This window comes from Sediminibacterium roseum (assembly GCF_009939005.1).
GTDB lineage: Bacteria > Bacteroidota > Bacteroidia > Chitinophagales > Chitinophagaceae > Sediminibacterium > Sediminibacterium roseum.
In genome coordinates this window covers 365,540-389,182 of the sequence record NZ_JAACJS010000002.1, presented here as the reverse complement: position 1 = coordinate 389,182, position 23,643 = coordinate 365,540, and the positions used below count along the sequence as shown (strand labels likewise).

General features: G+C 48.1%; 19 protein-coding genes. 13 read left to right on the top strand and 6 right to left on the bottom strand.

Annotated elements, in window-relative coordinates:
• Position 1: 1 nt before the first annotated feature.
• On the top strand, positions 2-643 hold the full coding sequence (locus GWC95_RS01670) for a DsbA family protein (RefSeq protein WP_161816934.1): 642 nt from the start codon (positions 2-4) through the stop codon (positions 641-643).
• 49 nt (positions 644-692) lie between these two features.
• On the opposite strand, the gene GWC95_RS01665 is transcribed toward GWC95_RS01670, so the two are convergent.
• The 3 genes from GWC95_RS01665 to GWC95_RS01655 form a co-directional block, all read right to left on the bottom strand.
• The gene (locus GWC95_RS01665) at positions 693-1,232 is read right to left on the bottom strand and encodes a DinB family protein (protein ID WP_161816933.1); all 540 of its coding nucleotides are present in this window, start codon (positions 1,230-1,232) and stop codon (positions 693-695) included.
• An 18-nt stretch (positions 1,233-1,250) separates the two neighbouring features.
• Positions 1,251-1,634: a VOC family protein gene (locus tag GWC95_RS01660; protein WP_161816932.1), complete on the bottom strand. Its 384-nt coding sequence runs from the start codon at positions 1,632-1,634 to the stop codon at positions 1,251-1,253.
• Positions 1,635-1,697: 63 nt separating this feature from the next.
• Positions 1,698-2,153 carry a YciI family protein gene (locus tag GWC95_RS01655; protein ID WP_161816931.1) on the bottom strand — a complete coding sequence of 152 codons (456 nt, stop codon included), beginning with the start codon at positions 2,151-2,153 and terminating at the stop codon, positions 1,698-1,700.
• A 250-nt stretch (positions 2,154-2,403) separates the two neighbouring features.
• Between GWC95_RS01655 and GWC95_RS01650 the strand changes: the two genes are divergently transcribed.
• The 11 genes from GWC95_RS01650 to GWC95_RS01600 all read left to right on the top strand — a co-directional run bounded on the left by GWC95_RS01650 (position 2,404) and on the right by GWC95_RS01600 (position 15,916).
• Positions 2,404-2,820 (top strand): DUF5606 family protein, encoded by a 417-nt coding sequence (locus tag GWC95_RS01650; protein ID WP_161816930.1) that lies wholly within the window; start codon positions 2,404-2,406, stop codon positions 2,818-2,820.
• 141 nt (positions 2,821-2,961) lie between these two features.
• Positions 2,962-5,931 (top strand): glycoside hydrolase family 3 N-terminal domain-containing protein, encoded by a 2,970-nt coding sequence (locus GWC95_RS01645; protein WP_161816929.1) that lies wholly within the window; start codon positions 2,962-2,964, stop codon positions 5,929-5,931.
• 150 nt (positions 5,932-6,081) lie between these two features.
• A complete protein-coding gene (locus GWC95_RS01640; protein WP_161816928.1) occupies positions 6,082-7,827 on the top strand; it encodes a DUF4836 family protein in 1,746 nt (581 codons plus the stop codon).
• 57 nt (positions 7,828-7,884) lie between these two features.
• Positions 7,885-8,559 (top strand): ATP-binding cassette domain-containing protein, encoded by a 675-nt coding sequence (locus GWC95_RS01635; RefSeq protein WP_161816927.1) that lies wholly within the window; start codon positions 7,885-7,887, stop codon positions 8,557-8,559.
• Between the two features lie 3 nt (positions 8,560-8,562).
• A complete protein-coding gene (locus GWC95_RS01630) occupies positions 8,563-9,759 on the top strand; it encodes an FtsX-like permease family protein (RefSeq protein WP_161816926.1) in 1,197 nt (398 codons plus the stop codon).
• Positions 9,760-10,070: 311 nt separating this feature from the next.
• Complete coding sequence (locus GWC95_RS01625) at positions 10,071-10,583, top strand: hypothetical protein (protein WP_161816925.1); 513 nt, start codon at positions 10,071-10,073, stop codon at positions 10,581-10,583.
• Between the two features lie 179 nt (positions 10,584-10,762).
• Positions 10,763-11,245 (top strand): hypothetical protein, encoded by a 483-nt coding sequence (locus GWC95_RS01620; protein ID WP_161816924.1) that lies wholly within the window; start codon positions 10,763-10,765, stop codon positions 11,243-11,245.
• Positions 11,215-12,006: a sensor histidine kinase gene (locus GWC95_RS01615; RefSeq protein WP_161816923.1), complete on the top strand. Its 792-nt coding sequence runs from the start codon at positions 11,215-11,217 to the stop codon at positions 12,004-12,006. Before GWC95_RS01620 ends, GWC95_RS01615 begins: the two co-directional genes overlap by 31 nt.
• Positions 12,003-12,653, top strand: coding sequence for a response regulator transcription factor (locus GWC95_RS01610; protein ID WP_161816922.1), 651 nt, complete (start codon positions 12,003-12,005; stop codon positions 12,651-12,653). Before GWC95_RS01615 ends, GWC95_RS01610 begins: the two co-directional genes overlap by 4 nt.
• Positions 12,654-12,781: 128 nt before the next feature.
• Entirely contained in the window at positions 12,782-15,022 is a 2,241-nt protein-coding gene (gene porZ, locus GWC95_RS01605; protein WP_237722026.1) for a type IX secretion system anionic LPS delivery protein PorZ, read from the top strand.
• 204 nt (positions 15,023-15,226) lie between these two features.
• Positions 15,227-15,916 (top strand): hypothetical protein, encoded by a 690-nt coding sequence (locus tag GWC95_RS01600; protein ID WP_161816920.1) that lies wholly within the window; start codon positions 15,227-15,229, stop codon positions 15,914-15,916.
• A gap of 16 nt (positions 15,917-15,932) precedes the next feature.
• Here the strand turns inward: GWC95_RS01600 and GWC95_RS01595 are convergent, their stop codons facing one another.
• The 3 genes from GWC95_RS01595 to GWC95_RS01585 form a co-directional block, all read right to left on the bottom strand.
• Positions 15,933-18,371 (bottom strand): bifunctional YncE family protein/alkaline phosphatase family protein, encoded by a 2,439-nt coding sequence (locus tag GWC95_RS01595; RefSeq protein ID WP_161816919.1) that lies wholly within the window; start codon positions 18,369-18,371, stop codon positions 15,933-15,935.
• Positions 18,372-18,531: 160 nt separating this feature from the next.
• Positions 18,532-19,128 carry a hypothetical protein gene (locus GWC95_RS01590; RefSeq protein ID WP_161816918.1) on the bottom strand — a complete coding sequence of 199 codons (597 nt, stop codon included), beginning with the start codon at positions 19,126-19,128 and terminating at the stop codon, positions 18,532-18,534.
• Between the two features lie 42 nt (positions 19,129-19,170).
• Positions 19,171-22,548 carry a methylmalonyl-CoA mutase family protein gene (locus tag GWC95_RS01585; RefSeq protein WP_161816917.1) on the bottom strand — a complete coding sequence of 1,126 codons (3,378 nt, stop codon included), beginning with the start codon at positions 22,546-22,548 and terminating at the stop codon, positions 19,171-19,173.
• 124 nt (positions 22,549-22,672) lie between these two features.
• Here GWC95_RS01585 and GWC95_RS01580 point away from each other — a divergent pair, with 124 nt between their 5' ends.
• A complete protein-coding gene (locus GWC95_RS01580) occupies positions 22,673-23,617 on the top strand; it encodes an aldose 1-epimerase (RefSeq protein WP_161816916.1) in 945 nt (314 codons plus the stop codon).
• The last annotated feature ends 26 nt before the right edge of the window (positions 23,618-23,643 follow it).

The following is a 23,643-nucleotide window of genomic DNA, read 5'->3' as shown; positions in this document are numbered from 1 at the left end:
CATGCAACCCACTTTGTATTATTGTTACGACGCCTATTGCGGCTGGTGTTACGGGTTTAGCCCGGTGATGAAGAAGATCGTTGAAAATTATCCTGCCCTCCAGGTAGAAGTGCTTTCAGGTGGGATGATCCTGCCCGAGAAACCGGTTCCCATCGCGGCCACGGCGGGATTTATTCAGAAAGCCTATACAACCGTTGAAGAATATACCGGTATCAAGTTCGGGGCGGATTATTTGTGGCACATCAACAACCCGGACCTCAGCGACTGGTACCCGCATTCAGAGAAACCGGCGATCGCGTTGTGTATCTTTAAAGAATATTACCCGGGCAGGCAGGTAGAATTTGCTTCCGATCTCCAATATGCATTGCATTTTGAAGGTAGGGACCTTACCGACGACGAAGCCTACAAACACCTTCTCGAAAAATACAGCATACAACCCGAAGTATTCTACACCAAACTCGGATCAGAAGAATACAAAGAGCAGGCGTATTACGAGTTCCAGCTCTGCAAACAACTTCAGGTTACCGGGTATCCTTGTGTATTGATCCAGACATCCGAAACAAAATTTACCCTGCTCGCGAGGGGATATACCGACTACGAAACACTGAAGGAAAGACTGGATGCGACTTTGGGTGAATTGTAACCGGCCGTCGTTGCAGGGAACGAAGCAATAACGGCCGGTTATCGCTCAACTAAAACAATTTCTCATTCGGCGGCCTTATGCCCTGCAGCCTGATATAGATGGTGCATTGCCCGCGGTGGTGCGTTTGGTGCTCGAACGATTTCATGAGCCACGAAAGCCTTGTCTCATCAAGGTTTCCGCGTTTCACGTGTTCGCTGAGTTTGGCTGCATCCATGTTTTTGATGCCGCTGATGGTGAAATCGTATGCTTCGTTCACATAGTATACAACAGAGTCTTTCGACTGTGCACCTTTCGATTGTTCCATGTTGAAGCCTACGTATTTTCTTGCTTCACCCGTTCCGCTTGCGCTCAGGCCAAAAGTGCCTGCAGCAAGGTGCAGCATCTGCTGCGCAAAACTGCGTTTGATGCTGTCAACCGCATAAGCGCCGTACTTATCGGCAGGCATCGAATTAAGATACTCGTTGGTGTATGCCTTCGCACGCTCCCAGTCTTTTACGAGGATTTCTTTAACCATTTCGCCCGACACCTGCGCGTGCACCTTAACCAGGGAAACGGAAAGCAGGCAGGCCAATAACAATAATTTTCTCATAGTAGTTGTTGTTTATTTTTAGGATTGTGGTACGGAGTGTAAACCAATGCGGTTGCCTTCTGTATCGATGAATACGCCCATGTGCCCATATTCAGGCGAGATCTCGGTTTTTGGAACGATCACCTTTCCACCGGCGGCCTCTACTTTACCAAGCACTTGCTGAAGATCAGGATTTCCGTTGAGGTAGATCAACGGCCCGTCTGTTGCAGACGGTTTGTGAAAACCATCGCTGTGAACAATGGCGCCCCCAACGCCCATCCTGTTTTCCAACGGGAACATGCGCATCTTGATATCTGGCATATCCATCGGGATAAGGGTAACACCAAAAATAGTTTCGTAAAATTTCTGTGCGCGTTCAAGATCCACCGAAGGTATCTCGAACCAGCTGATCGCGTTTTGCATGGTATGAAATTTGGTTTTATGAATAAGGTTTCAATAAGGTTCTCCGTTGATGGTTGCGCTCCCTCACATCTTCTTCTTCTGCAAAGTGCCGTGTATCCGCACCACTTCCATCAGTGCGGCGGTAGCATACCATGGGTGGTGTTCCATCGCAAACATGCCGGCTTTAACAGCAGGGTCCGTCTGGCTTAGCGCCTCGGCCTCTGCAATCGTTTTTACGTTGAAAACAAAAATGCCTTCCAGGCCGGTATCGTCCATCATCGGCCCGGCCACTACCAGTTTTCCCTCGTTGGCAAGACGGGTGATGTTGGCCATATGCCCTCTCAGCAATTCTTTTCTTTTGGCGGTATCGGAAACAAGGGTTGTACCCTTTTTCAGGAAAGCCATTACATACTGTTTCATCCCGTTGTCATCAGCCCCGGTTTTTTTGGCGAGCTCAGCGTTGTAATTGTCGGGCGCCTGCGCATTTGAAAAATAAGAAGCGAGGCATAACAGGCCGAAAAGCGTTAGTTTTCTTAGCATGGGTCTTGTTTTGGATGATGGTTTGATCCCGGCAACTGTTTATTGTATTGCCAGGGGAGCTGTACAACAAACCGGGGATCTGCCTCAAAATACATCATTCACACAAGTCTTCACAGGTTTCAGAAACGCTGCATACTTAAAAAAACTCCGGCGTTCATCCGTTGAAAAAAGCCTAAATCTGGGTTTCCGGGATATTCTTCCCTTACATTTTCTTCATTTTCCCCTTACTTTGCAGCCTTAACAAGTAACTATGGAGTACAGTAAATTGATATCGATCACCGGCCTCAATGGCTTGTTTGAATTGGTAGGAAGCAAAACCGACGGGGCCATTGTAAAATCGCTCGACGACCAATCGACCAAATTCGTGAGCAGCCGCATCCACAACTTCTCACACCTCGAGAGCATTGAAGTATATACCGTTCGCGATAATGTGAACCTGGTAGAAGTGTTCCAGGCAATGGGCGCAAGCAACGAGGCGCTGCCTTCTGAAAAAGATGCCGCAGCAGTAAAAGCCTATTTCCAGAAAGTATACCCGGATATGGATTTCTCACGCGTGTACGCGAGCGATATGAAGAAAATGGTGAAATGGTACGCAGTGCTCAAAGCCAACAACATCGAACCAAAACTCAGTGAAGAACCGGAAGAAGACGTTGAAGAAGAAGCCTAGCCTTTCAATCAGATTTTTATAGACCCCCGCCACCGCGGGGGTTTTTTGTTGCCAGTCCAGTTGCGGTTTTTTGCAAGAATTTTAACGTACAAGGCAAAAACACGCAACGAATTCCTAACTTGTGCTATCTCAAGCCAGTCTATGAAAAGAATAATATTGTCCCTCCTCGCAGCGGTGCTCTTTTGCTTCGCCGCTACTGCCCAGAAATTTTACGAGAAAACACCGGCGGCCGAACGCTGGGTTAAAAAGAAGTTCAGGAAACTGAGCAAAGACGAACGCATCGCACAGCTCATGATCATCCGTGCACACAGCAACTTCGGGCCCGAGCACATCGCAGAAGTGGTAGACCTGATCAAAAAATACAACGTGGGCGGCCTTTGCTTTTTCCAGGGCGGGCCCGTGCGGCAGGCCAATCTCACCAACCTCTATCAATCCATCGCCAAAACACCGCTGATGATCTCTATTGATGGCGAATGGGGATTGGGAATGCGCCTCGACAGCGTGATCAGTTTTCCAAGACAACTCATGATGGGCGCAACACAAGACGCCAAACTCATTTACGAATTCGGCCGCGCCGTTGGCGAACAATGCAGGCGACTGGGCATACAGGTAAACTATGCACCTGATGTTGATGTGAACAACAACCCGATGAACCCCGTTATCAACGACAGGAGCTTTGGTGAAGACAAATACAAAGTGGCGCTTTACGGCGTTGAATACATGAGAGGCATGCAGGATGTGGGTGTAATGGCAACCGCCAAACACTTCCCGGGGCACGGCGACGTGGCGGTTGACTCTCACCACGATCTTCCCATCATCAACAAATCACGCGCAGAGCTCGACAACCTCGAGTTGTATCCATTCAAACAACTGATCGATGCGGGCGTAGGAAGCATCATGACCGCACACTTGTCGATCCCGGCAATTGATACCACCACCAATTTACCCAGTTCGCTTTCTGCAAAAAATGTTACAGGCGTACTGAGAAACGATCTCGGTTTCCAGGGCATTTCGTTTACAGATGCATTGGAAATGCAGGGCGTGGCAAAATTTTTTCCGAAAGGCGATGCATCGGTGATGTCGCTGATCGCGGGCAATGATATGTTGTGCTTACCCGGTGATATCCCCGGCAGCATCGCCAAGATCAAAGAAGCGATCAAAGACGGAAAATTAACATGGGACGATATCAATGCCAAAGTGAAAAAAGTATTGCTGGCAAAATACCACCTGGGTTTGAATGAAGTAAAAGAGATCCCCACCGACAACATCGTTAACGACCTCAATGCCCATACGGCGCGGATCAAAAACCTGCTCAGTGCAAATGCACTTACCCTGGTACGCAAACAAAACGAAACCATCTTCCCGCTCACGAAGGGAAAAAGGATCGCGTATGTATGTATCGGCGCGCCTGCGGAGAACAGGATCACCGCAAGGCTTAAAGCAGAATACAACGCCGATGTGTACCTGTTCGGCAGCAAAACCGAACTGGGTAAACAATTGATGGACGATAAAAACCCATCAACCATCATCGAAAAAAGCGACAATGAAAGCGCGACGCAGCTGATCAACACCATCCAGCAAAAAAATTACGACGTGGTGATCGTTGGCCTGCACAATTTCAGCCGCAGACCCGCCAATAATTTTGGATTGAGCGCCGCATCTGTTTCCCTGGTGAACGGGCTGCAGAGCGGCAAAACCATCACACTTGTTTTTGGAAACCCATACGCGTTAAAGAATTTCCCGGCCGCTGCCAACCTCGTTGCCTGTTACGAAGACGATGAAGTGGTTCAATCCGCAGCAACGGACCTCCTGGCAGGAACCATAGAGCCAAAAGGAAAACTCCCCGTTACGGTAACCGACAACATGAAATTTGGGGATGGAATTGTTTACAACAGCTATTTTCCACCGGCAACGCCGGAGTCTGTAGGCCTCAGCACCGCGGCACTCGGCAAGATCAGCGACATTGCAAGGGATGCGGTTGAAAAAGGCGCCGCGCCGGGAATGGTTGTGCTGGTTGCGCGCCATGGAAAGATCGCCTACCACCAGGCATTTGGGTATACCAATTTTGACAAGAAAGAACCCATGACAACCGACATGGTTTTTGATCTCGCATCGGTAACCAAAATATCGGCCACCAATGTTTCCATCATGAAATTGTACGATGAAGAAAAAGTGGATCTTGATAAAACACTCGGCGATTACCTCCCATGGGTACGCGGCACAGACAAGGCGCCATTGAAACTTTCCGATATCCTGCTGCACCAGGCGGGGCTCAACCCGTTCATTCCTTTTTACAGGGAAACGATCGATACGGCTACCGGAAAACCATTGCCGCAATATTTTTCAACCATCAAAGACGCGCAGCACCAGACCCGCGTGGCAGAAGGGCTTTACCTGCGCAGCGACTGGCAGGATACCTTGTATTCACGCATCCTGAAAAGCAAACTCGGTGCGCCTGATAAGTACGTATACAGCGACAATGATTTTATTTTCCTGGGCAAGATCGTTGAAGCCGTAAGCGGCAAACCCCTGAATGAGTATGCGCGCCAGACCTTTTACGAGCCGCTGCACATGACAACCACAACGTTCCGCCCGAGGGAGCTGATGCCGGTAGACCTCATCGTTCCAACAGAAGAAGAGAAACATTTCCGCCAGCAAATGATGCGCGGCGATGTGCACGATGAAGGCTCGGCCATGTTTGGCGGCGTTGCAGGTCATGCAGGATTGTTCAGCAACGCCTACGATCTTGCGCAGCTTTACCAGATGCTGCTCAATGGCGGCGAACTGAACGGGCAGCGGTTCTTCAAAAAATCTACCGTGGACAAATTCACTGCCTACAGCAGTAGCATCAGCCGGCGCGGGCTCGGTTTCGACAAACCTGAGAAAGACAATGAAACACGCAAGGACCCTTATCCTTCAAAATATGTTTCGCCCGCAACCTTTGGCCATACCGGGTTTACAGGCACCTGTGTTTGGGTGGATCCGAAATCGGACCTTGTCTATATCTTCCTCTCCAACCGCGTAACACCAACCCGGAACAACAATAAATTGAGCCAGTTGAGCGTAAGGGGCAATATCCAGGATGCGATCTACCAGGCGATCATAAAATAAATTCCGCGTTCATCCCCGCAATACGGCGAAAGGTATCAGCAATGGTACCTTTCGTTTTTTTTAATGCCGTGCCGGCTCCCAAATAGCGATGGTTGTTAGGTTTTGTTAGTGGCAAGCTCTAACTTTACATACACAAACCTCACATTCCTTATGAAAAAACTCCTCACCTTATTCATCCCCGCATTCGTTTTTGCTGTGGCGCTTTCATCGTGTAAAAGCAATGTGCCGAAAGAGGCGAAATACATCCCGAAAGATGCGGGCGTTGTGTTTGCACTTGACCCCGAGCAGATGAAGGACAAACTGCAGAAAGGCGGCATCAGCATCGACACACTGATCGGCAGGATTTTTAAAGACGGAAACGATCCGGAAGACAAGGCCATGTTCAACGCCGTTAAAGACAGCGCCGGCATCAACTGGGAAAGCAAAGTGTTTTTGTTTGTGCAGCAAAAAGTAAATGCAGACAAAAGCTCTTCCAACACTTTCACCGTACTTGCGGGGCTGAAAGATGCGGCTAAGTTTGAGGCACAATTGAAGAGCCATCCCAAAGAGTTACAGGGCACTATTGTAAAAGAGAAAGAATACAGTTACCTCTCCATTCCCAAACAGACAACAATAGTTGCATGGAACGCAGACCAGGTAACATTTACCGTGCACCAGCACATACAGAAACCCGTTTTCGATACAGCAACAAAAGTTTACCAGCAACCCACTACCCCTGCCGATGCGGAAGGCGAGGTGAAAAGGCTCGTGGCGCGCATTTATACGCAAAAAGTAAGCGAATCGATGGCCGATGTGAAGATGTTCACCAACATGTTCAAAGACAAAGCCGATGGCTATATGTTCTCCAACTCGAACAGTTCCCTCTCTGCATTGTCTATGCTCCCGATACAGCCGCCCAAACTGGAGGAGTTCATGAAAGACAACTACGCAACAGGAACACTGACATTTGAAGACGGAAAAATATTGATGAAAGGGACAGCGTATCCAAACCAGCTTGTAAGCGGCATCCTGAAAAAATACGCGGGGCCAACGGTAGACCTGTCGATGATCGAGCACTATCCTTCACAAAACATCAACGGAGTAATGTTGTTTGCATTCAACCCTGAGATCTTTGGTGGTGTGCTGAAACAAATGGAAGTGGAGGGCCTCGCCAATTCATTCCTTGAAAAAGCAGGATTGAACAGCGCCGACCTTTACAAATCTTTCAAAGGACACATTGCCGTTGTTGTGTCGGACCTTGGCATCCCATCAGCCGGTCCCGACCCGATGAACAAACACAACGAGAAAACCATGGTGGAGAAAAGATCGATCGGTAAGATGGTGATGAACGCACCGGTTGGCGACAAAGCAAGTTTTTTCAAGATCATGGATCTCGCAGCCGGCATGGGTTACGTAGTGAAACAAAACAACACTTACAAAGGAGGCGCGTTGTTGTCGATGCTTGGCGTTTACCTGCAGGCCGATGAAAAGAACTTCGTGATCGCGAGCGATTCGCTTACCTATGTGAACTACATGGCCAAAACAAGCAAAGCCTTGATCAACAAAGATGCGCTTGATAAATTCAAAGGCAAAGCCGGTGCATTTTATTTCGACATTGCCGGAACGATCAACGCTTTTACAAAAGAACCGGGCACTGTTGGCAAGTATGAGAACTCGGCCCTGTCTGTAAAAAATGCATTCAAAGACGTGATCGGCACCTTCGATAATTTTGATGGAACCACCGTTACCTCAACAACAGAAGTAAGGATGCAGAATGAAAAACAAAACAGCCTTGTAACCCTTACCAGCCTGATCACTGATATCGCCGTTGACATGCGTTTGCAGGCGAAGAAAGAAAAAGAAGCGGAAGAGAAGTTATTTCCGGGAGGTGTGCCGGCGATCATCCGCACCAACTAAAAAAAATTGTAGCTGTACCAAAAACGCCGAACGCTTAACGCAAATGCGTTCGGCGTTTTGCGTTACGGCCCGGGCGTTTTTCTTATGAATATTGAACTCGATCATATCATCCCCATCCCGTTAAAAGACCGTTTGATCCAACGGCGATCCGATGTATGGAACAATACGGTTTCTTTTGCGCACGGTGAATTCGTTAAGATCAAAGCGCCGAGCGGCACGGGTAAAACAACTTTTGTTCACATCCTGTATAACCTGCGGCACGATTACGAAGGGCGCATCAGCATCGGGCAAAAACCGCTGAACCAGGTAAGTGAAGATGAGCTGGCCGAAATGCGGCAACAAAAGATCAGCATCGTTTTCCAGGACCTGCGCCTGTTTCCCAATCTAACGGCGAGGGAAAACATCGAGCTGAAAAGAGTTTTGCAAACGCCTTATTACCCTGCCGAAAAAATTGATGAAATGGCGGAAGCGCTCGGCGTTACACACATACTCAACCAGCGCGCAGGGCTCTGCAGTTATGGCGAGCAGCAGCGGGTGTCTATCGTGCGCGCACTCATCCAGCCTTTTGAATTATTGGTGATGGATGAACCCTTCAGTCACCTCGATATCAACAACACAAAAAAAGCCGCCGCACTGATCGAAACGGAATGCAGGAAAAGAAATGCAGGATTCATCATTACAGATCTTGATGAGGACGACAATTTTCAATACACAAGAAAACTGGTTTTATAACAGATGCAGGGACTAGATTTTTTATTGAAAAAACTGATACACGCAGGCGCGGGCCGTAAAAGATTTTTTATGGCGGTGATCGGTTTGTCCATTGCCATGCTGCTGATCCTCGCCGCGGTGCAGATACAGGCCAATTACAATGATCTGCTGCACAGCAAAAGCAACCAGGACAGTGTTGCCAATTTCCTGGTGTTGAACAAGGTGCTCAACGACGAAACCCTGGGCGCCACTACATTAACAGAAACAGAGGTAAGCGATCTGAAAAAGCAATCCTTCGTGGAATCAGTTGGCTTGTTAACGCCGAGCCGTTTCAAGGCGTCGATACAAAGCTCGAGCGACCGGTTTCCTTTTTTTACGGACATCGCATTTGAAAGTGTTCCCAAAGATTTTATAGATGTTACGAGCAAAGACTGGAAATGGGACGAAAGCGCATCCTTTGTGCCGATCATTGCGCCCAACATGTTCCTGGATTTTTACAATTTCCAGTTCTCCTTTTCGCAGAACCTGCCGCAGTTGACCCAGCAGGTGGTGAAGATGATCGTGTTTAAGGTGAATGTGTACGGCCCCAATGGCATTGTAACGTTTAATGGAAAGGTGGTGGGTTTCAGCGACAGGATCTCATCGTTGCTTGTGCCGGAAGAATTCATGAACTGGGGCAATACGCAGTTTGCAAAGAATGCGGATGCAAAGCCGTCGCGGGTAATCATCCGCACCAAAGACCCCGGCAACCCGCAGCTGGTGCAATACCTCAAACAAAAGAACCTGGCTACCGATGCCGACAAAACTCGTTTCAGCCGCTACAGGCAGGTGGTGGATATTGTGGTGAACATTTCCTGGGGCACAGGTGCGGTGATGTTGCTTTTTGCGTTGCTGATCTTTACGCTCTTTATCCAGTTAACGATCGCATCGTGCAAAGAAGAGATCGTTTTGCTGATCACACTGGGCGCATCGCCCAAACAACTGAGACGTTTCCTGATGAAACAATTTTTCCCGGTGAACATACTGATCGTTCTTGTTTCGTTCGCGATCATCGCCGGTTTACAGGCCTTTATTCATTATGCGTTGCTGAAACAGAATATTTACGTGAGTATGCTGCCCTCACTGTATACCGCGCTTACGGCCGTTGCAGTTTTAACGATCATCTGGCTCGTAAACCGCTTTTCTATCCGCAGATACATTGCGGGGCCCATTCAAAAATAACTGGGTTTTGTTGATTCCCACCTAGTGCAAATGCACCATTTTATTCTACATAAAAGGCTATTTGAGGGCCGGCCTGTCCCAAATCCAGTAGTTTTACCACGGTGTTTTCACGGTATTTTTGTTGGGAGAAACACCGTTTTTTTGTCAACAAATACTATGTATTTAATTGATTTTCAATGCAATAATTTATAGGTCAGCCGGTTTGGGCAAATTACTTCCCAAAGAAAATCAGGGAAACATTAACTTGCATTCCATATATTTTACCGATTCAGAGTATAAACGAAAGGCTGATAGGCATAAAAACATAAGCAATGAAAAAATTCTCCTTTATTTCAGCACCAGTAATGATGGCGATGGCGGTTGTTTTCCTGGTTTCGTGCCAGAAAGATGAGGTTGCCGCTACAACTGATAACCAGAACAATACAACAGTAGTAGCCGAAGGGGCTGTGGTTGGAACCGCAGGTTTGGGCCATTATGCGGGCTCTATTCCGTCTACCTACGCATCAGCGCTTGCTGCTAACTACAGCAAAAAGTATGGCGAAGGCGACCAGGCGCAATCCGTTGCATTTTCTGCAAAAGACCTGATCTCATTTATCCAGGGATTACAGACAAAATACAAGTCGGATGTTATTTACGTAAACTTTGGCGTTTATGGAAGAGGGGCGGCACCGGTAAGTTCAAAAGACTGGGGCAAACTGACCGTATTCTTTACAGGCAATAAAATTCCGAGCGCTTCATCTAACGGAAGCACAAGGAAAGACGGGCCAGATGACATCACTGCAGATCCGGATCAATTTTTAAATCACGGCCAAATCTTCCCATAAGCATAATGCTATTTTCGATAGACTTATATTTCCAGATCATAAGTCTGTTGGTCGCAATATTTCTTTATACACGGAAAAGGAATAAAATAATACTCTATTTTATTCCTTTTTTATTGACCACAGTACTGATCGAACTTGTAGGATGGTGGTATTTATCTAAGGTAATACGCAACTATGCTATGTATAACGTGTTTACCACGTTAGAGTTCCTGTTTTACAGCATGCTTTTTTACCAGCATTTCAAAAAGCCGGTGCTGAAAAAAATGATCCTGGTTTTTGTTCCAACCTTTATCGTGCTCGTGGTACTGAACATGCTTTTTGTACAGGGCTTTAATAAAACATTCAACACCTACACTTTCTTACTCGGTTCTTTTTTTATTGTTGTATGCTGTTGCTGCTATTTTTATGAATCGGTATTGCCAGACAAGATAGACCAGCAGCTGTCGAAGCAACCATTTTTCTGGATCTCGAGCGGATTGCTTATTTTTTACCTTGGATCAGTGATCATAAACGCCTTGTTTGAATATTTACGCAGCAACGACCTGCAGGCACAGGGCGTGAGAATCTATGGGATCATCAATCACAGTCTAAACGTAATTTTATACAGCTCATTCTGCATCGCATTTTACCTATGCCGAAACAACAAGAAGATATCCTCATAACGATCGTCGTTGCTTCTGTATTTTTCATCCTGATAGGTAGTTTTGTATTATTGATCGTATTCGTGTTTCTCAGGCGCCAGCGCAAGAACCGCGAAGAGAAAGAGGAAATGCGCAACCGCTTTGAACAAACCCTTCTCAAGACCCAACTCGAGATCCAGGAACAGGCCTTTGCTTACATCAGCCAGGAGATCCACGACAACATCGGGCAGATCCTGAGCCTGGCGCGCCTCAACCTCAATACTTTCGGCGATGCGGTTCCCGAAGCCAAATTCAACCAGACGGATGACCTCCTCGGCAAAGCCATCAAAGACCTCCGCGACCTGAGCCATAATTTACAGAACAACCGCATCCACAACATCGGCATCATCGAATCGATCAGGCAATTGCTTGTTTCGCTGGAGAAAACGGGCCGGTTCAGCACTTCGTTCCACACTTCCGATCATTTTCACATCCTGGATGTGAACACCGACATCATCATTTACCGAATGATACAGGAGATCATCAACAACATCATCAAGCATGCCGCGGCAAGCAAGATCGATGTGTCGATCAACAATGAAGCGGAGACGACGGTGGTTACCATCAGCGACAATGGCATTGGTTTCGATACCGCCCTGCTCAACGAGGAGCGTTCGGGCATCGGGTTGCAGAACATCATCAACCGCGCCAAAACCATCAATGCTACGGTAGATGTTAAAAGCGCGCCAGGTAGCGGAACTACCATAACTTTGTATATTAAACCTAAATCGCTTCTCCTATGACTTTCGTTGCGTTAGTTGATGATCATGAACTGTTGAGAACCGGGCTCGCCGCCATCATCAATTCTTTTGAAGGTTTCAAAGTTGTAATGGAAGCCAATAACGGCAAGCAGTTCATCGAAAAGGTAAAAACAAAAACTCCGCCCGATATCGTTTTGTTAGACATCACCATGCCGGTGATGGATGGTTACGAAACTTCCGGCTGGATCAAGAACAACCTCCCGCAAACAAAAGTGCTCGTGCTGAGCATGCTCGAGAACGATACCGCCATCATACGCATGCTGAAAAATGGTGCGCGTGGCTATATACTCAAAGACAGCAAGCCAAAAGTTTTCAAAGACGCGCTCGACAGCATCCGCGACAGCGGGTATTTTATCAATGAACTGGTGAGCAACAAACTGATGCATTACATCAACCACGAAGATGTGATAGACAGTGATACCGCGGCCCTGAACAGTTTGTCGGAAAACGAATCCACTTTCTTAAAATGGATCTGCACCGAAAAAACCTACAAGGAGATCGCTGATGAAATGTGCCTCAGCCCGCGCACCATCGATACCTACCGCGACAACCTGTTCAAGAAACTGGATGTGAAAACCCGCGTGGGCCTCGCTATTTTTGCCATCAAGAACGGCATCGTTAACATCTGATGCGCTGACCGTATAAATCATTTACAATGCCTTCCGCCTGTTTTTTTTGTTTGATGAAAAAATTGCGGAAGGCATTTTGTTTTCAGTTGACCGTACTGTTTTGTTTTTGGGGGAATGTAAATGCGCAGTTGCTCCCCGTTCAACCCATCGGGCAGTGGCGCGATCATCTTAACTACCAGCAAGCCATCCAGGTGGTCAGGGGCGATAAACTATATTGCGCAACCACCGCGGCCCTTTTTTCTGTTGATGCCGATAAAGAAATACAACGCTACAGCAAGGCAACGGGCCTGAACGATATTGGTGTGCAGGCCATCGGCTGGGATGCGGCAACCGCCCAGCTTGTGGTGGTATACAGCAACAGCAATGTGGATGTGGTAAAAAAAGACAACATCAAAAACATCGGCGACATCAGGCGCAGCACAATAGCCGGCAACAAAACCGTTTATTCCATTTATTGCAGGGATGGGCTGGCCTACCTGGGCAGCGGGCTTGGTGTGATCGTTGTGAACCTCACAAAATACGAGATCAAGGACACCTGGTTCATCGGCAATGGTGGCGGCCAGGTTAAAGTGAACGGGTTTACAGGCGATGGCGCGTCTTTCTTCGCTGCAACCGATGAAGGGCTGAAAAGCATCGCCGCCAACTCGCCCAATATTTCCAATTATGCCAACTGGCAGTTGTTGAGCGGAAGCAACGGCCTTAGCGCTGGCGCGGTTAAAAACGTGCTCACCACCAATAACAGGATCGTTGCCGAGAAAAACGATTCACTGTTTATTTTAAATGGAACCAACTGGAATTTCCTTTACAGTGATGCGGCCTGGCAAATTGTGAACAGTAATTCCTCCGAAAACAAAATACTTGTTTCGCAACGCACCGCTTCAGGCAATGCAAGGGTGCTGGTGCTGAATACAAACGGGCAGATTGAAAAGAATCTTTCGCAGGGTAATGTTGTTTCTTTTCCCAGATCCGCTGTGATAGACAACGATGGGGTATGGATCGCGGACCAGTTTGGTGGCTTATCGAGGTTTGGCGCGCAGGTGGAACGATTTATCCCGAATGGGCCGCCGGGTACCGCCGATGGCGAAATGATTGTTCAGAACAATGTTGTATACGCCGCCGCAGGAAGCGTGAACACCGCATGGAACTACCAGTACAACCGCAACGGCGTGTATTCATTCAAAGAGGGTCAATGGAACTACAAGGGGTTTTTCAACCTGCCGGTGCTTGATTCCGTTCTTGATTTTATAACCGTTGCCGCGGATCCCGTTGACGCGGGCATATGGGCAGGAAGTTATGGCGGCGGATTGGTGAACTTCAAAGAAACGGGCCAGCCGGTGATCTATAAAAAAGGCAACAGTACGTTGCAACCCGCTACGGGCGACCCGGGAAGTTACCGGGTGAGCGGATTGGCTTATGACCAGTTCAATCATTTATGGATCAGCAATTACGGCGCGCCGCAGGAGCTTCATGTAAGAAAAACGGACGGCACATTCAAAGGATTCACCATCCCGTTCGCACACACCGAAAATGCAGTTTCACAAATTGTGGTGGATGACCTGAACCAGTTGTGGATCGTGAGTCCGAAAGACAATGGCCTGTTTGCGTTCAGCTACGGGCAAAGCATCGACAATACATCCGATGACAAATGGAAGTTTTACCGCCAGGGGCCGGGCAATGGAAACCTGCCCGGCAACAATGTATTGAGTATTGTAAAAGACCGCAATGGATTTATATGGGTGGGTACCGATAAAGGCATCGGCATCATCCAATGCAACAGCGAAGTATTCAGCGCTGGTGGCTGCGATGCGGTGTTGCCCGTTGTGCAGCTCGATCGTTTCGCGGGATTGCTTTTCAAAAACGAGATCGTACAAACCATGGCGGTTGATGGCGCCAACAGGAAATGGATAGGCACCAAAAACGGCGTATGGCTGATCTCGCCAGACGGCGACAAGGTCATTTACCGTTTTACTGCAGAGAACAGCCCGCTGCTGAACAACGATGTAAAACGCATTGCTGTTGATGGGGCAAGCGGAGAGGTTTTCATCTCAACCTTATCCGGCATCTGCAGTTTCAGGAGCACGGCAACAGAGGGTACCACATCCAACAGCAATGTTCTTGTTTATCCCAACCCCGTTCCGCCGGGATACAACGGAACCATTGCCATACGCGGGCTGGTGAACGATGCACTTGTAAAGATCACCGAACTCAACGGCAGGCTTGTTTACCAGGCACGCGCATTGGGCGGGCAGGCGGTATGGAACGGGAGAAATTACCTGGGCAATACAATAGCGAGCGGAGTTTACCTCGTGGTGGTGAGGGATGATAGCGGCAGTGAGCGGATCGTAACAAAGATAGTGATCGTAAGATGACACATTGATACGTAGGTCTCATACGGCCATAACTTTACAGTTTAAGGAAATCAATCTTCAATAGATACATTGTAAGTAAACTGCGCGTTGGCATGCTGTTGTTGTTGGGCGCATCAGCAAATGCCTATGCTGCAGGCCGCCTTATACTGTAGCTATGGTCAGAAGAAATAGTTTATGATATTTGTTGATGAAAAACCAATCTTTATGCGAACCCATGTTCTTATTTACCTAATTGTCGTGTCATCCTACTGGAATTCTGCGGCGGCGCAGTCAAAAAAAGACACTGTGTTTCTGATGAAAAATTTTACGTCGGAAGGAAATCGTCATATCATTTACATTGAATCAAATCCCAAATCCTGGGCATATACAAAAGCCCTGGAAAAAGATTTTGATCCGGAAACTTATAATATGTTCCTGAAAGATGCAGTGGAGGAATATAAGGCTGTACCGGGCAAACACAAGCTTCCGCAGTTTTCTAAAAACTGGTATCCCTTGTACCTGTACAAGGGGAAGTATTATGTTTACTATCCCTCGGATAATTGCGTCAACAACTGGGTTTCAATTAATGACTCTACGGTTGTACTTACTGCAGGTTGCGAGGGTCCTTACCCGGCAGTAATTCAGCAAATTACCATGAAGGAGCAGAATAAGTTAACAATGGATTTAACTGATCCAATATTTGGGAGAGTAACAATGACCATACATCTGATCAATTTGCAGCGCGGTATCGCGATTATCGAGTCGAAACTATCTTCCGGTGAAATCAAATACCAATTGGTTGTTGACGAAAAAAAATTCAGAAGCTTTCCAATCATCGTTAACTACAATCCAAAGGAGAAAAGTCACGAGTTTGAATTTGAGCCGATCGATTATCAAAAATTATTGAGAAGATGAATTTTCTCGTTGTGGATTAATCATCATCGTCGTCGGCCTTTTTTATTGGTTTGTAAAAAGCCGCGCGTTTCGGGCCCGGAAAGCGAACATGGTCGCCCTTCAATCCATACCAAAGCACAATATTAAATTCGAGATCCGGCACTGCATCTTCTTTTGCGAGGTTGAACTTTTCGGAACGCTGCTGCCATTCGTTCATGGCCGTATTCTTTTCCATCAGGTCTACCTGCGAGGCTCTCGCTGTAAATGTGCCCAGGTTCGCTTTGCCTGTAAAACAGCGCCACATGGGTTCTGCAGCGGCATCGTATTGTGTCATGGGTGGTATGCCGAGGATGAGCTCTATCGTGCGCAACATAGAGGAGGTTGAGTACATGGTATGGTCTACGAATCCTCTTTTTACAAAACCGCCTGCAACATATGCGGTGCTCCTGTGTGCATCCACATGGTCCGCGCCGTTTTGTGCATCGTCTTCGATAATGAAGACCGCGGTCTCTTTCCAGATGGGGCTTTTGCTTAAGTATTCAACAAACAAGCCTACCGCAAGATCGTTGTCGGCCACATGCGCATAGGGTGTGGGCCTTCCTTTACGCAACCCTTCTGTATGGTCGTTTCCCATTCGCACCGTATTGAAGCGTGGAACCGCGTTTACCGAAAGCAATGAATCGAATTCTTTTCGCCATTGGTAAAAGCGCGTGGTATCTTTTACATTCATGTTCCATCCTGTATACGTAGTAGAGAAATGCCCTTTGAGCGATGAGATGCTTGCTTTCTTCCCATCTGTAAATTCGCCATAGCTCCTGTAGCTTACGCCTGCGCGTTTGCAATGATCCCAGATAAAACCACCTTTGTTGTTTGCGATCTCGCGCCCACCCTCGCCATCGTAAGTGCCGCCTCGTCCGCCGTAGCTAGTTACCCAGTTTTTTTCTAGATAATCCGTTGCATAAGCGCCGGTGGTCCAGTTGTGTCCGTCCATGCTTACTTCGCCATCTACATAAAAATTATCGAGCAACACAAATTCTTTTACCAGCGCGTGTTGGTTGGGTGTGATCTTTTCGCCGAACAAAGTAAGTTTCGGATCGCCATTGCCTTCTTTCACATCACCCAGCACCTGGTCGTACGTCCTGTTTTCCTTGATCACATAAAACACGTATTTGATCGGGCCCTGCTCGCCTACTTTTCTTGGGATGGGATTTCCTTCCTCTCCCGTTACGGTCATTTCCTTTGATTTGTTGTAGGGCGTGTTTTCGTAAACCATTCGCGAATAGGCCGCCAGTTGTTTTTCATTCGGCTCGTCTATGATGCTCATCGTTCCCTGGAAAAGCCCGGCGATGTACTGCACGTTCTTTGGAATGTTCGGATCGCCTTTGTGGTGAAGTACCTCCTGGTTGTTGCCAAAAGGGTTGGGGCCATAAGGATTGGATCTCGACGAAAACCCTTTGCCATTGGAAACAAATATCTTCCTGCCGATCACTTTGATATTGGTAGGATACCAGCCTGTGGGAACAAACCCAATGCTTTTCCCTTTGTTGGGCACAGAAACATCAAACACACTCAGGCAATTGTTGTCGGCATTGGCGATGTACAATATTTTTTCGTTGCTGCTCAATGCCAGGCCGTTTGTGGTAGAACCGCTGGGCGCACCGGGATACAATGCTGCGTTGAGCACTTCCATCACTTTTCTTTCGGCAACATTGATCACTGAAACAGAATTGTCGTTTGAATTGGCTACGTACAGGTACTTTCCATTCCTGGTAAGGCACAGTTCGTTCGGGTTGTCTCCTACGGGTATTTCTGCCACCACATTCTTTTTCTCTGTATCAAACACATACACCCTGTCGCAACCCCAGCAGCTGATGTACAGTTCTTTTTTGTTGGGCGACAGCAAACACGAGTACGCTTCGCCGCCGAGCGAAAATGGCTGTTCTGCTTTTTTTGTTTTCAGGTCAACGATGTAAAGTGAGTTGTTTTCTTTTGAAACAACATACATTTTCTGTTGTTCATCATCAATGGCCAGCCCTGCGGGTGAAATTTTGTTGGGCCATTTCTTTCCCAGGATGATGCTGTCTTTCAACACTAATTTCTTATCCTCGATCGCATACTCCAATATCCAGTTATCGTTTCCCCCGGATACATACAGTTTCTTTTCGTCTCCGCTGAAATGCAGTCCGTACCAGCTTTTCGGGACCACTACATTATCAACCACCCATTCTTTCACGGGGTCTATCAGTTGGATGCTTTGCACACTTTGCCCGTTGTTGGTAACGGCCATCCATTTCTTTGACCTGCTCACTGCAATGTTCAAAGGAAGATCGCCCAGCGGAAAATTGCGCCCTGCCGGCGTGAGGCTCCATCCGTTGGGCAGTGTTACTTTATTGTCTTCTGGCCCGCTGGTTGTGGTTTGCGAAAAAGCCTGGGCGGAGAGGTATAGTCCGCAGGCAAACAGGATCGTTTTTCTCATGTTGTGTACTTGTGTGAGATAAAGATACGAGGATGGATGTTGCAAGAAACGGGGACGGATTAAATAATGATTGTTTACAGCTTCCCGCGACGGATTAAACAAAAAAACGGCGATCACTGCTTACTGTGATCGCCGCCAATAATTTCTGAATGGCCCGGGCCTATTTCGTAAAATCGTAGGTTCTCACCACTTTGAACTTGTACCCTCTTTCTTCTCTCACTACAGCATACTGTACCTGTCGCACCATATTGCCGTTTGCCGCTGCGGCCGGCGCGCCTTCTGTTGGAAAAATGGGATAGCGGCGGATGAGGTTTCCTTCCATGAGAAAGAACGTGTCGTTGCCTTTGTACCCGATGCGAAGTTTGGGATCATTGTAAATATCCGGGAGCGCGATGGGCACAACCGATTTGTTTTCTTCGGATGCGATCGCGAAGAGGTTTACGCGGTTCAGCGAATCATCGGGCATGATGGTATACAAAAGCAGGTCGGGAAAACCATCCCGGTTCAAGTCTTCCACTTCTGTTTTCAGCAACCGGCCCTTGATGTCAAGTGTAAAATCTCCGCCCGCTTCTTTTTCGAAATTGATGGGCTTAACGGTAAGCAGGTTCTTATCTGCGTTCTTGTTGGTACAGACGATGCGGTAGCCCGATTTGCCAAACTTCATCGTGGTATCGATCTTTCTCGCCGGCGCCTGGGCGTGCGCTGCCATCACACTGAAAAAACAAACCAGCAATGCCGGTACATATTTTTTATACATAACGATCGTTCTTTATAAGAACCGAAAGATACGCAAACCTGTTTACATATTCCTGCGGTATTGGCCGCCTACCTCGTACAGTGCGTTGGTGATCTGCCCGAGCGAACAATATTTAACACAATCCATCAATTCGGCAAACAGGTTATCGTTGTTCACGGCTGCCTGTTTCAACTTTTTCAGCGCATCGGCGCTTTTGTTTTCATTTCTTTTCTGAAACGCGCGCAGGTTCTGGATCTGCTGTTCTTTTTCTTCCGTTGTGCTCCGGATCACTTCGCCGGGCAATACGGTAGGGCTTCCTTTTTTGTTAAGGAAGGTATTCACGCCGATCAGCGGTAATTCGCCCGTGTGTTTCAGTGTTTCGTAATGAAGGCTCTCTTCCTGTATCTTGTTCCGCTGATACATACGCTCCATGGCGCCCAATACGCCTCCGCGATCGGTGATGCGGTCGAACTCGGCCAGCACCGCTTCTTCTACCAGGTCCGTCAACTCTTCTATCGCAAAACTGCCTTGTATAAAATTCTCTGTAACGGCCGTTCCCAGTTCCCTGTTGATGATGAGCTGGATCGCCATCGCCCTGCGCACACTTTCTTCTGTAGGCGTGGTGATGGCTTCGTCGTATGCATTTGTGTGCAGGCTGTTGCAATTGTCGTAGATCGCATACAGCGCCTGCAGGGTTGTCCGGATATCGTTGAAGTCAATCTCCTGCGCATGCAGGCTGCGGCCGCTGGTCTGGATATGGTATTTCAATTTCTGCGAGCGGTCGTTGGCCTTGTACCTGTTACGCATCGCCTTGGCCCAGATGCGCCTTGCCACGCGGCCGATGACACTGTATTCTGGGTCCATCCCATTGCTGAAAAAGAAAGAAAGGTTCGGCGCAAAATCGTCGATGTTCATGCCGCGGCTCAGGTAATACTCAACGTAAGTAAACCCGTTCGACAATGTAAATGCAAGCTGCGTGATGGGGTTTGCGCCCGCTTCTGCGATGTGGTAGCCGCTGATGCTTACGCTGTAAAAATTCCTTACTTTCTGGTCGATGAAGTACGATTGCACATCCCCCATCAATTTCAACGCAAACTCGGTGGAGAAGATACAGGTGTTCTGCGCCTGGTCTTCTTTCAGGATGTCTGCCTGCACCGTTCCGCGCACCTGCGACAATGCCTCTGCCTTGATCTTTTCGTACACGTCTTCCGGCAGTACCTCATCGCCACTCACGCCCAGTAGTTTCAATCCCAAACCATTGTTGCCTTCGGGCAAACGCTCCGGTGAGGCCGGGTTGTAGTAAATCGCTTTCGGTGCCTGCCTGAATTTTTGGTTGATGAATGCATTCACCTCATCCCACTTACCATTTTCTTCGATCCATTTTTCACAACGCTGGTCGATGGCCGCATTCATGAAAAACGCGAGTATGATCGGTGCCGGGCCGTTGATCGTCATGCTTACCGAAGTCTTCGGGTCGCAAAGGTCAAAACCGCTGTATAATTTTTTCGCATCATCGAGCGTGGCAATGCTCACGCCGCTGTTTCCCACTTTACCATAAATATCAGGGCGGTGATCGGGATCTTCGCCGTAAAGGGTAACGCTGTCGAATGCAGTAGACAGGCGGATCGCCGGTTGCCCCAATGAAACATAGTGGAAACGTTTGTTCGTGCGTTCAGGACCACCCTCTCCTGCAAACATCCTCGTGGGGTCCTCGCCTTGTCGCTTCAATTCAAACACACCCGCTGTATAAGGAAATTCACCCGGCAGGTTCTCCTGCAACTGCCAGCGCAGTATATCGCCCCAGTCTTTGTATTTGGGCAATACCACTTTGGGAATTCTTGTGCCGCTTAACGAGGTAACGGTGAGGGGTTGTTTGATCAGTTTGTCGCGCACCTGGTATTCGAAAAAGTCTGCCGTGTATTTTTTTACAACCGATGGCCATTGCGCTATGAGCAACTTACAATCCGGGTGAAGTTGTTTTTCAAAATGCGACTGCAGGTTTAACAGCGCTGGTTCATCGCAGGATGTTGCCGATTCTTTTGCGGCTTCGATCACACCGTTTACCTGGTACAATCTCGAAGCGATCACTGCCTGCTCGTTTACCCATGTATCATAGGCACGGTTGCTCTCTGCGATCTCCGAGAGATAACGGACGCGTTTGGGTGGGATGATCTGTGACCTGGTAGTGGTGGCTTCTCCTTTTGCTTCTTTGTTTACAACTGGAATGCGGCCGAAAGAAACATTGCATTTCTTTTCGATCGCATCAAACAGTTTTTCAAAAAGCTCGTTTACACCTGCATCGTTGAACTGTGCCGCAATCGTTCCTACGATGGGGAGTTCTTCGTCTTTCGCGTTCCACAAACCATGGTTGCGTTTGAACTGTTTGCGCACATCGTGCAATGCATCGAGTGCGCCGGCTTTGTCGAATTTATTGATGCACACCACATCCGCATAATCCAGCATATTGATCTTTTCCAGTTGCGATGCGGCGCCGTATTCGGGTGTCATCACATACAAACTCACATCACAATAGTCGAGAACCGAAACATCGCTTTGCCCAACGCCGGCGGATTCCAGGATAACCAGGTCAAACCCGGCGGCCCTGCAGATATCGATGGCATCCTGCACATGCGCACTCAACGCGGTATTGTCGTCGCGTGTTGCGAGGCTGCGCATGTAGGCGCGCCCATGCGAAATGGCATTCATGCGTATGCGGTCGCCAAGCAATGCGCCGCCTGTTTTTTTTTTGGAGGGATCCACAGAGACAACAGCGATCGTTTTTTCTGTGAACGATTGAAGGTATCGCCTCACGATCTCGTCGGTAACGGAACTTTTTCCTGCGCCGCCGGTTCCGGTGATTCCCAGAACGGGTATGGTGCCATTTGGTTTACTGCTGGTGGTTTCCTGTTTCTCCAGCGATCCATTTTCTGCATTCGTGATCTGTCTTGCGATCTTTCGTACGTCTTTCACTTCGCCGAGTGTCATCGGTTTCGGGTAGTCGCCGTTTCCGTTGAGGGTAAAATCACATTGCCTGATCACGTCTTCGATCATTCCTTCGAGGCCCATGTGCCTGCCGTCGTCCGGGCTGTAGATCCTTGTGATGCCGTAATGATGTAGCTCCCTTATTTCTTCAGGAAGAATGGTTCCCCCGCCACCACCAAAAATTTTGATGTGCCCGCAACCGTTCTGATCTAGCAGGTCCTTCATGTATTTAAAAAACTCCACGTGCCCGCCCTGGTAGCTTGTGATGGCAATGCCCTGTGCATCTTCTTCGATGGCGCATTCCACAATATCGGCCACGCTGCGGTTGTGACCGAGGTGGATGATCTCCGCACCTTTCGACTGCAGGATACGGCGCATGATGTTGATGGCTGCATCGTGCCCATCAAACAAACTGGCGGCGGTTACAATTCTGACTTTATGGGTTGGGGTGTAAGACATGGTCCTTTTTTAAACTCGTCTGCAAAACTACGCTATTGGCAGCAAAGGTTAACAACTGTTAGCTTTGAATTCTGCGGGCTTATTTGCCGCCAAAACGCTTATTTTTCTTTCTTAAAACACAGCCATGCGCTTTGAAGCAACCGTTGACCACGGGCAGCAATACCCGGTTGTTCACCTCGCCGGGCCGGGCGGCTGCCGGGCAGAGATCTACGCTTTGGGAGCAATGCTCAATGCGTTCAGCATTACACACAACCATGAACGGGTGAACGTGGTTGATGGTTTTGATTCGGTGGAGCAGGCAAAAAAGAACGGAACAAAAGAATTCAGGAGCGCAAAGCTTAGCCCGTTTGTATGCAGGATGACCAACGGGCAGTACAAATTCGCAGGTAAAAAATACACCATCGAAAAGTTTTTGATAGATGGCCATGCGATACACGGGCTATTATACGATGCCGGTTTTACCGTTACGCGCCTGTTCGCCAACGAAGAAAAGGCCCTTGTTGAATTGAATTTTTTGTATGATGGAAGCGATGCGGGTTATCCTTTCCCGTATGCCATTTCAATTGTCTGGACCCTGGAAAAAGAAAACCGGTTATCCGTTAGCACAACCCTTAAAAATAACCATACACATGCCATCCCGCTTGCAGATGGGTGGCACCCCTATTTTATACCGGGCGGCTCGCTGGATGATTGCACGCTTCGGTTCAACAGCAGCACACGGCTTGAATACAATGAAGTATTGCTTCCCACCGGGAACACAATTGCCGACAACCGCTTTGAGAACGGGGTTTTGCTGAAGGGAATGGAACTGGACAATGCTTTTTTATTTGACCCTGCAACAGGAGATCCGTTTTGTGTTTTAGAAAACAGCCGGTTGGTGCTGCGTATCGGGCCCGGTAAAAATTACCCGGTTCTGCAGGTATACATACCCCCACACCGCAAAAGCATAGCCATCGAAACCCTGAGCGGCGCACCCGATAATTTTAATAATAAGATGGGATTGATAACGGTGATGCCCGGAGAAGAAAGATGTTTTGATGTAACCTACATGGTAAGCGTAAAACAGTAAAGTTATTGCGGAATCGAAGCGATCTA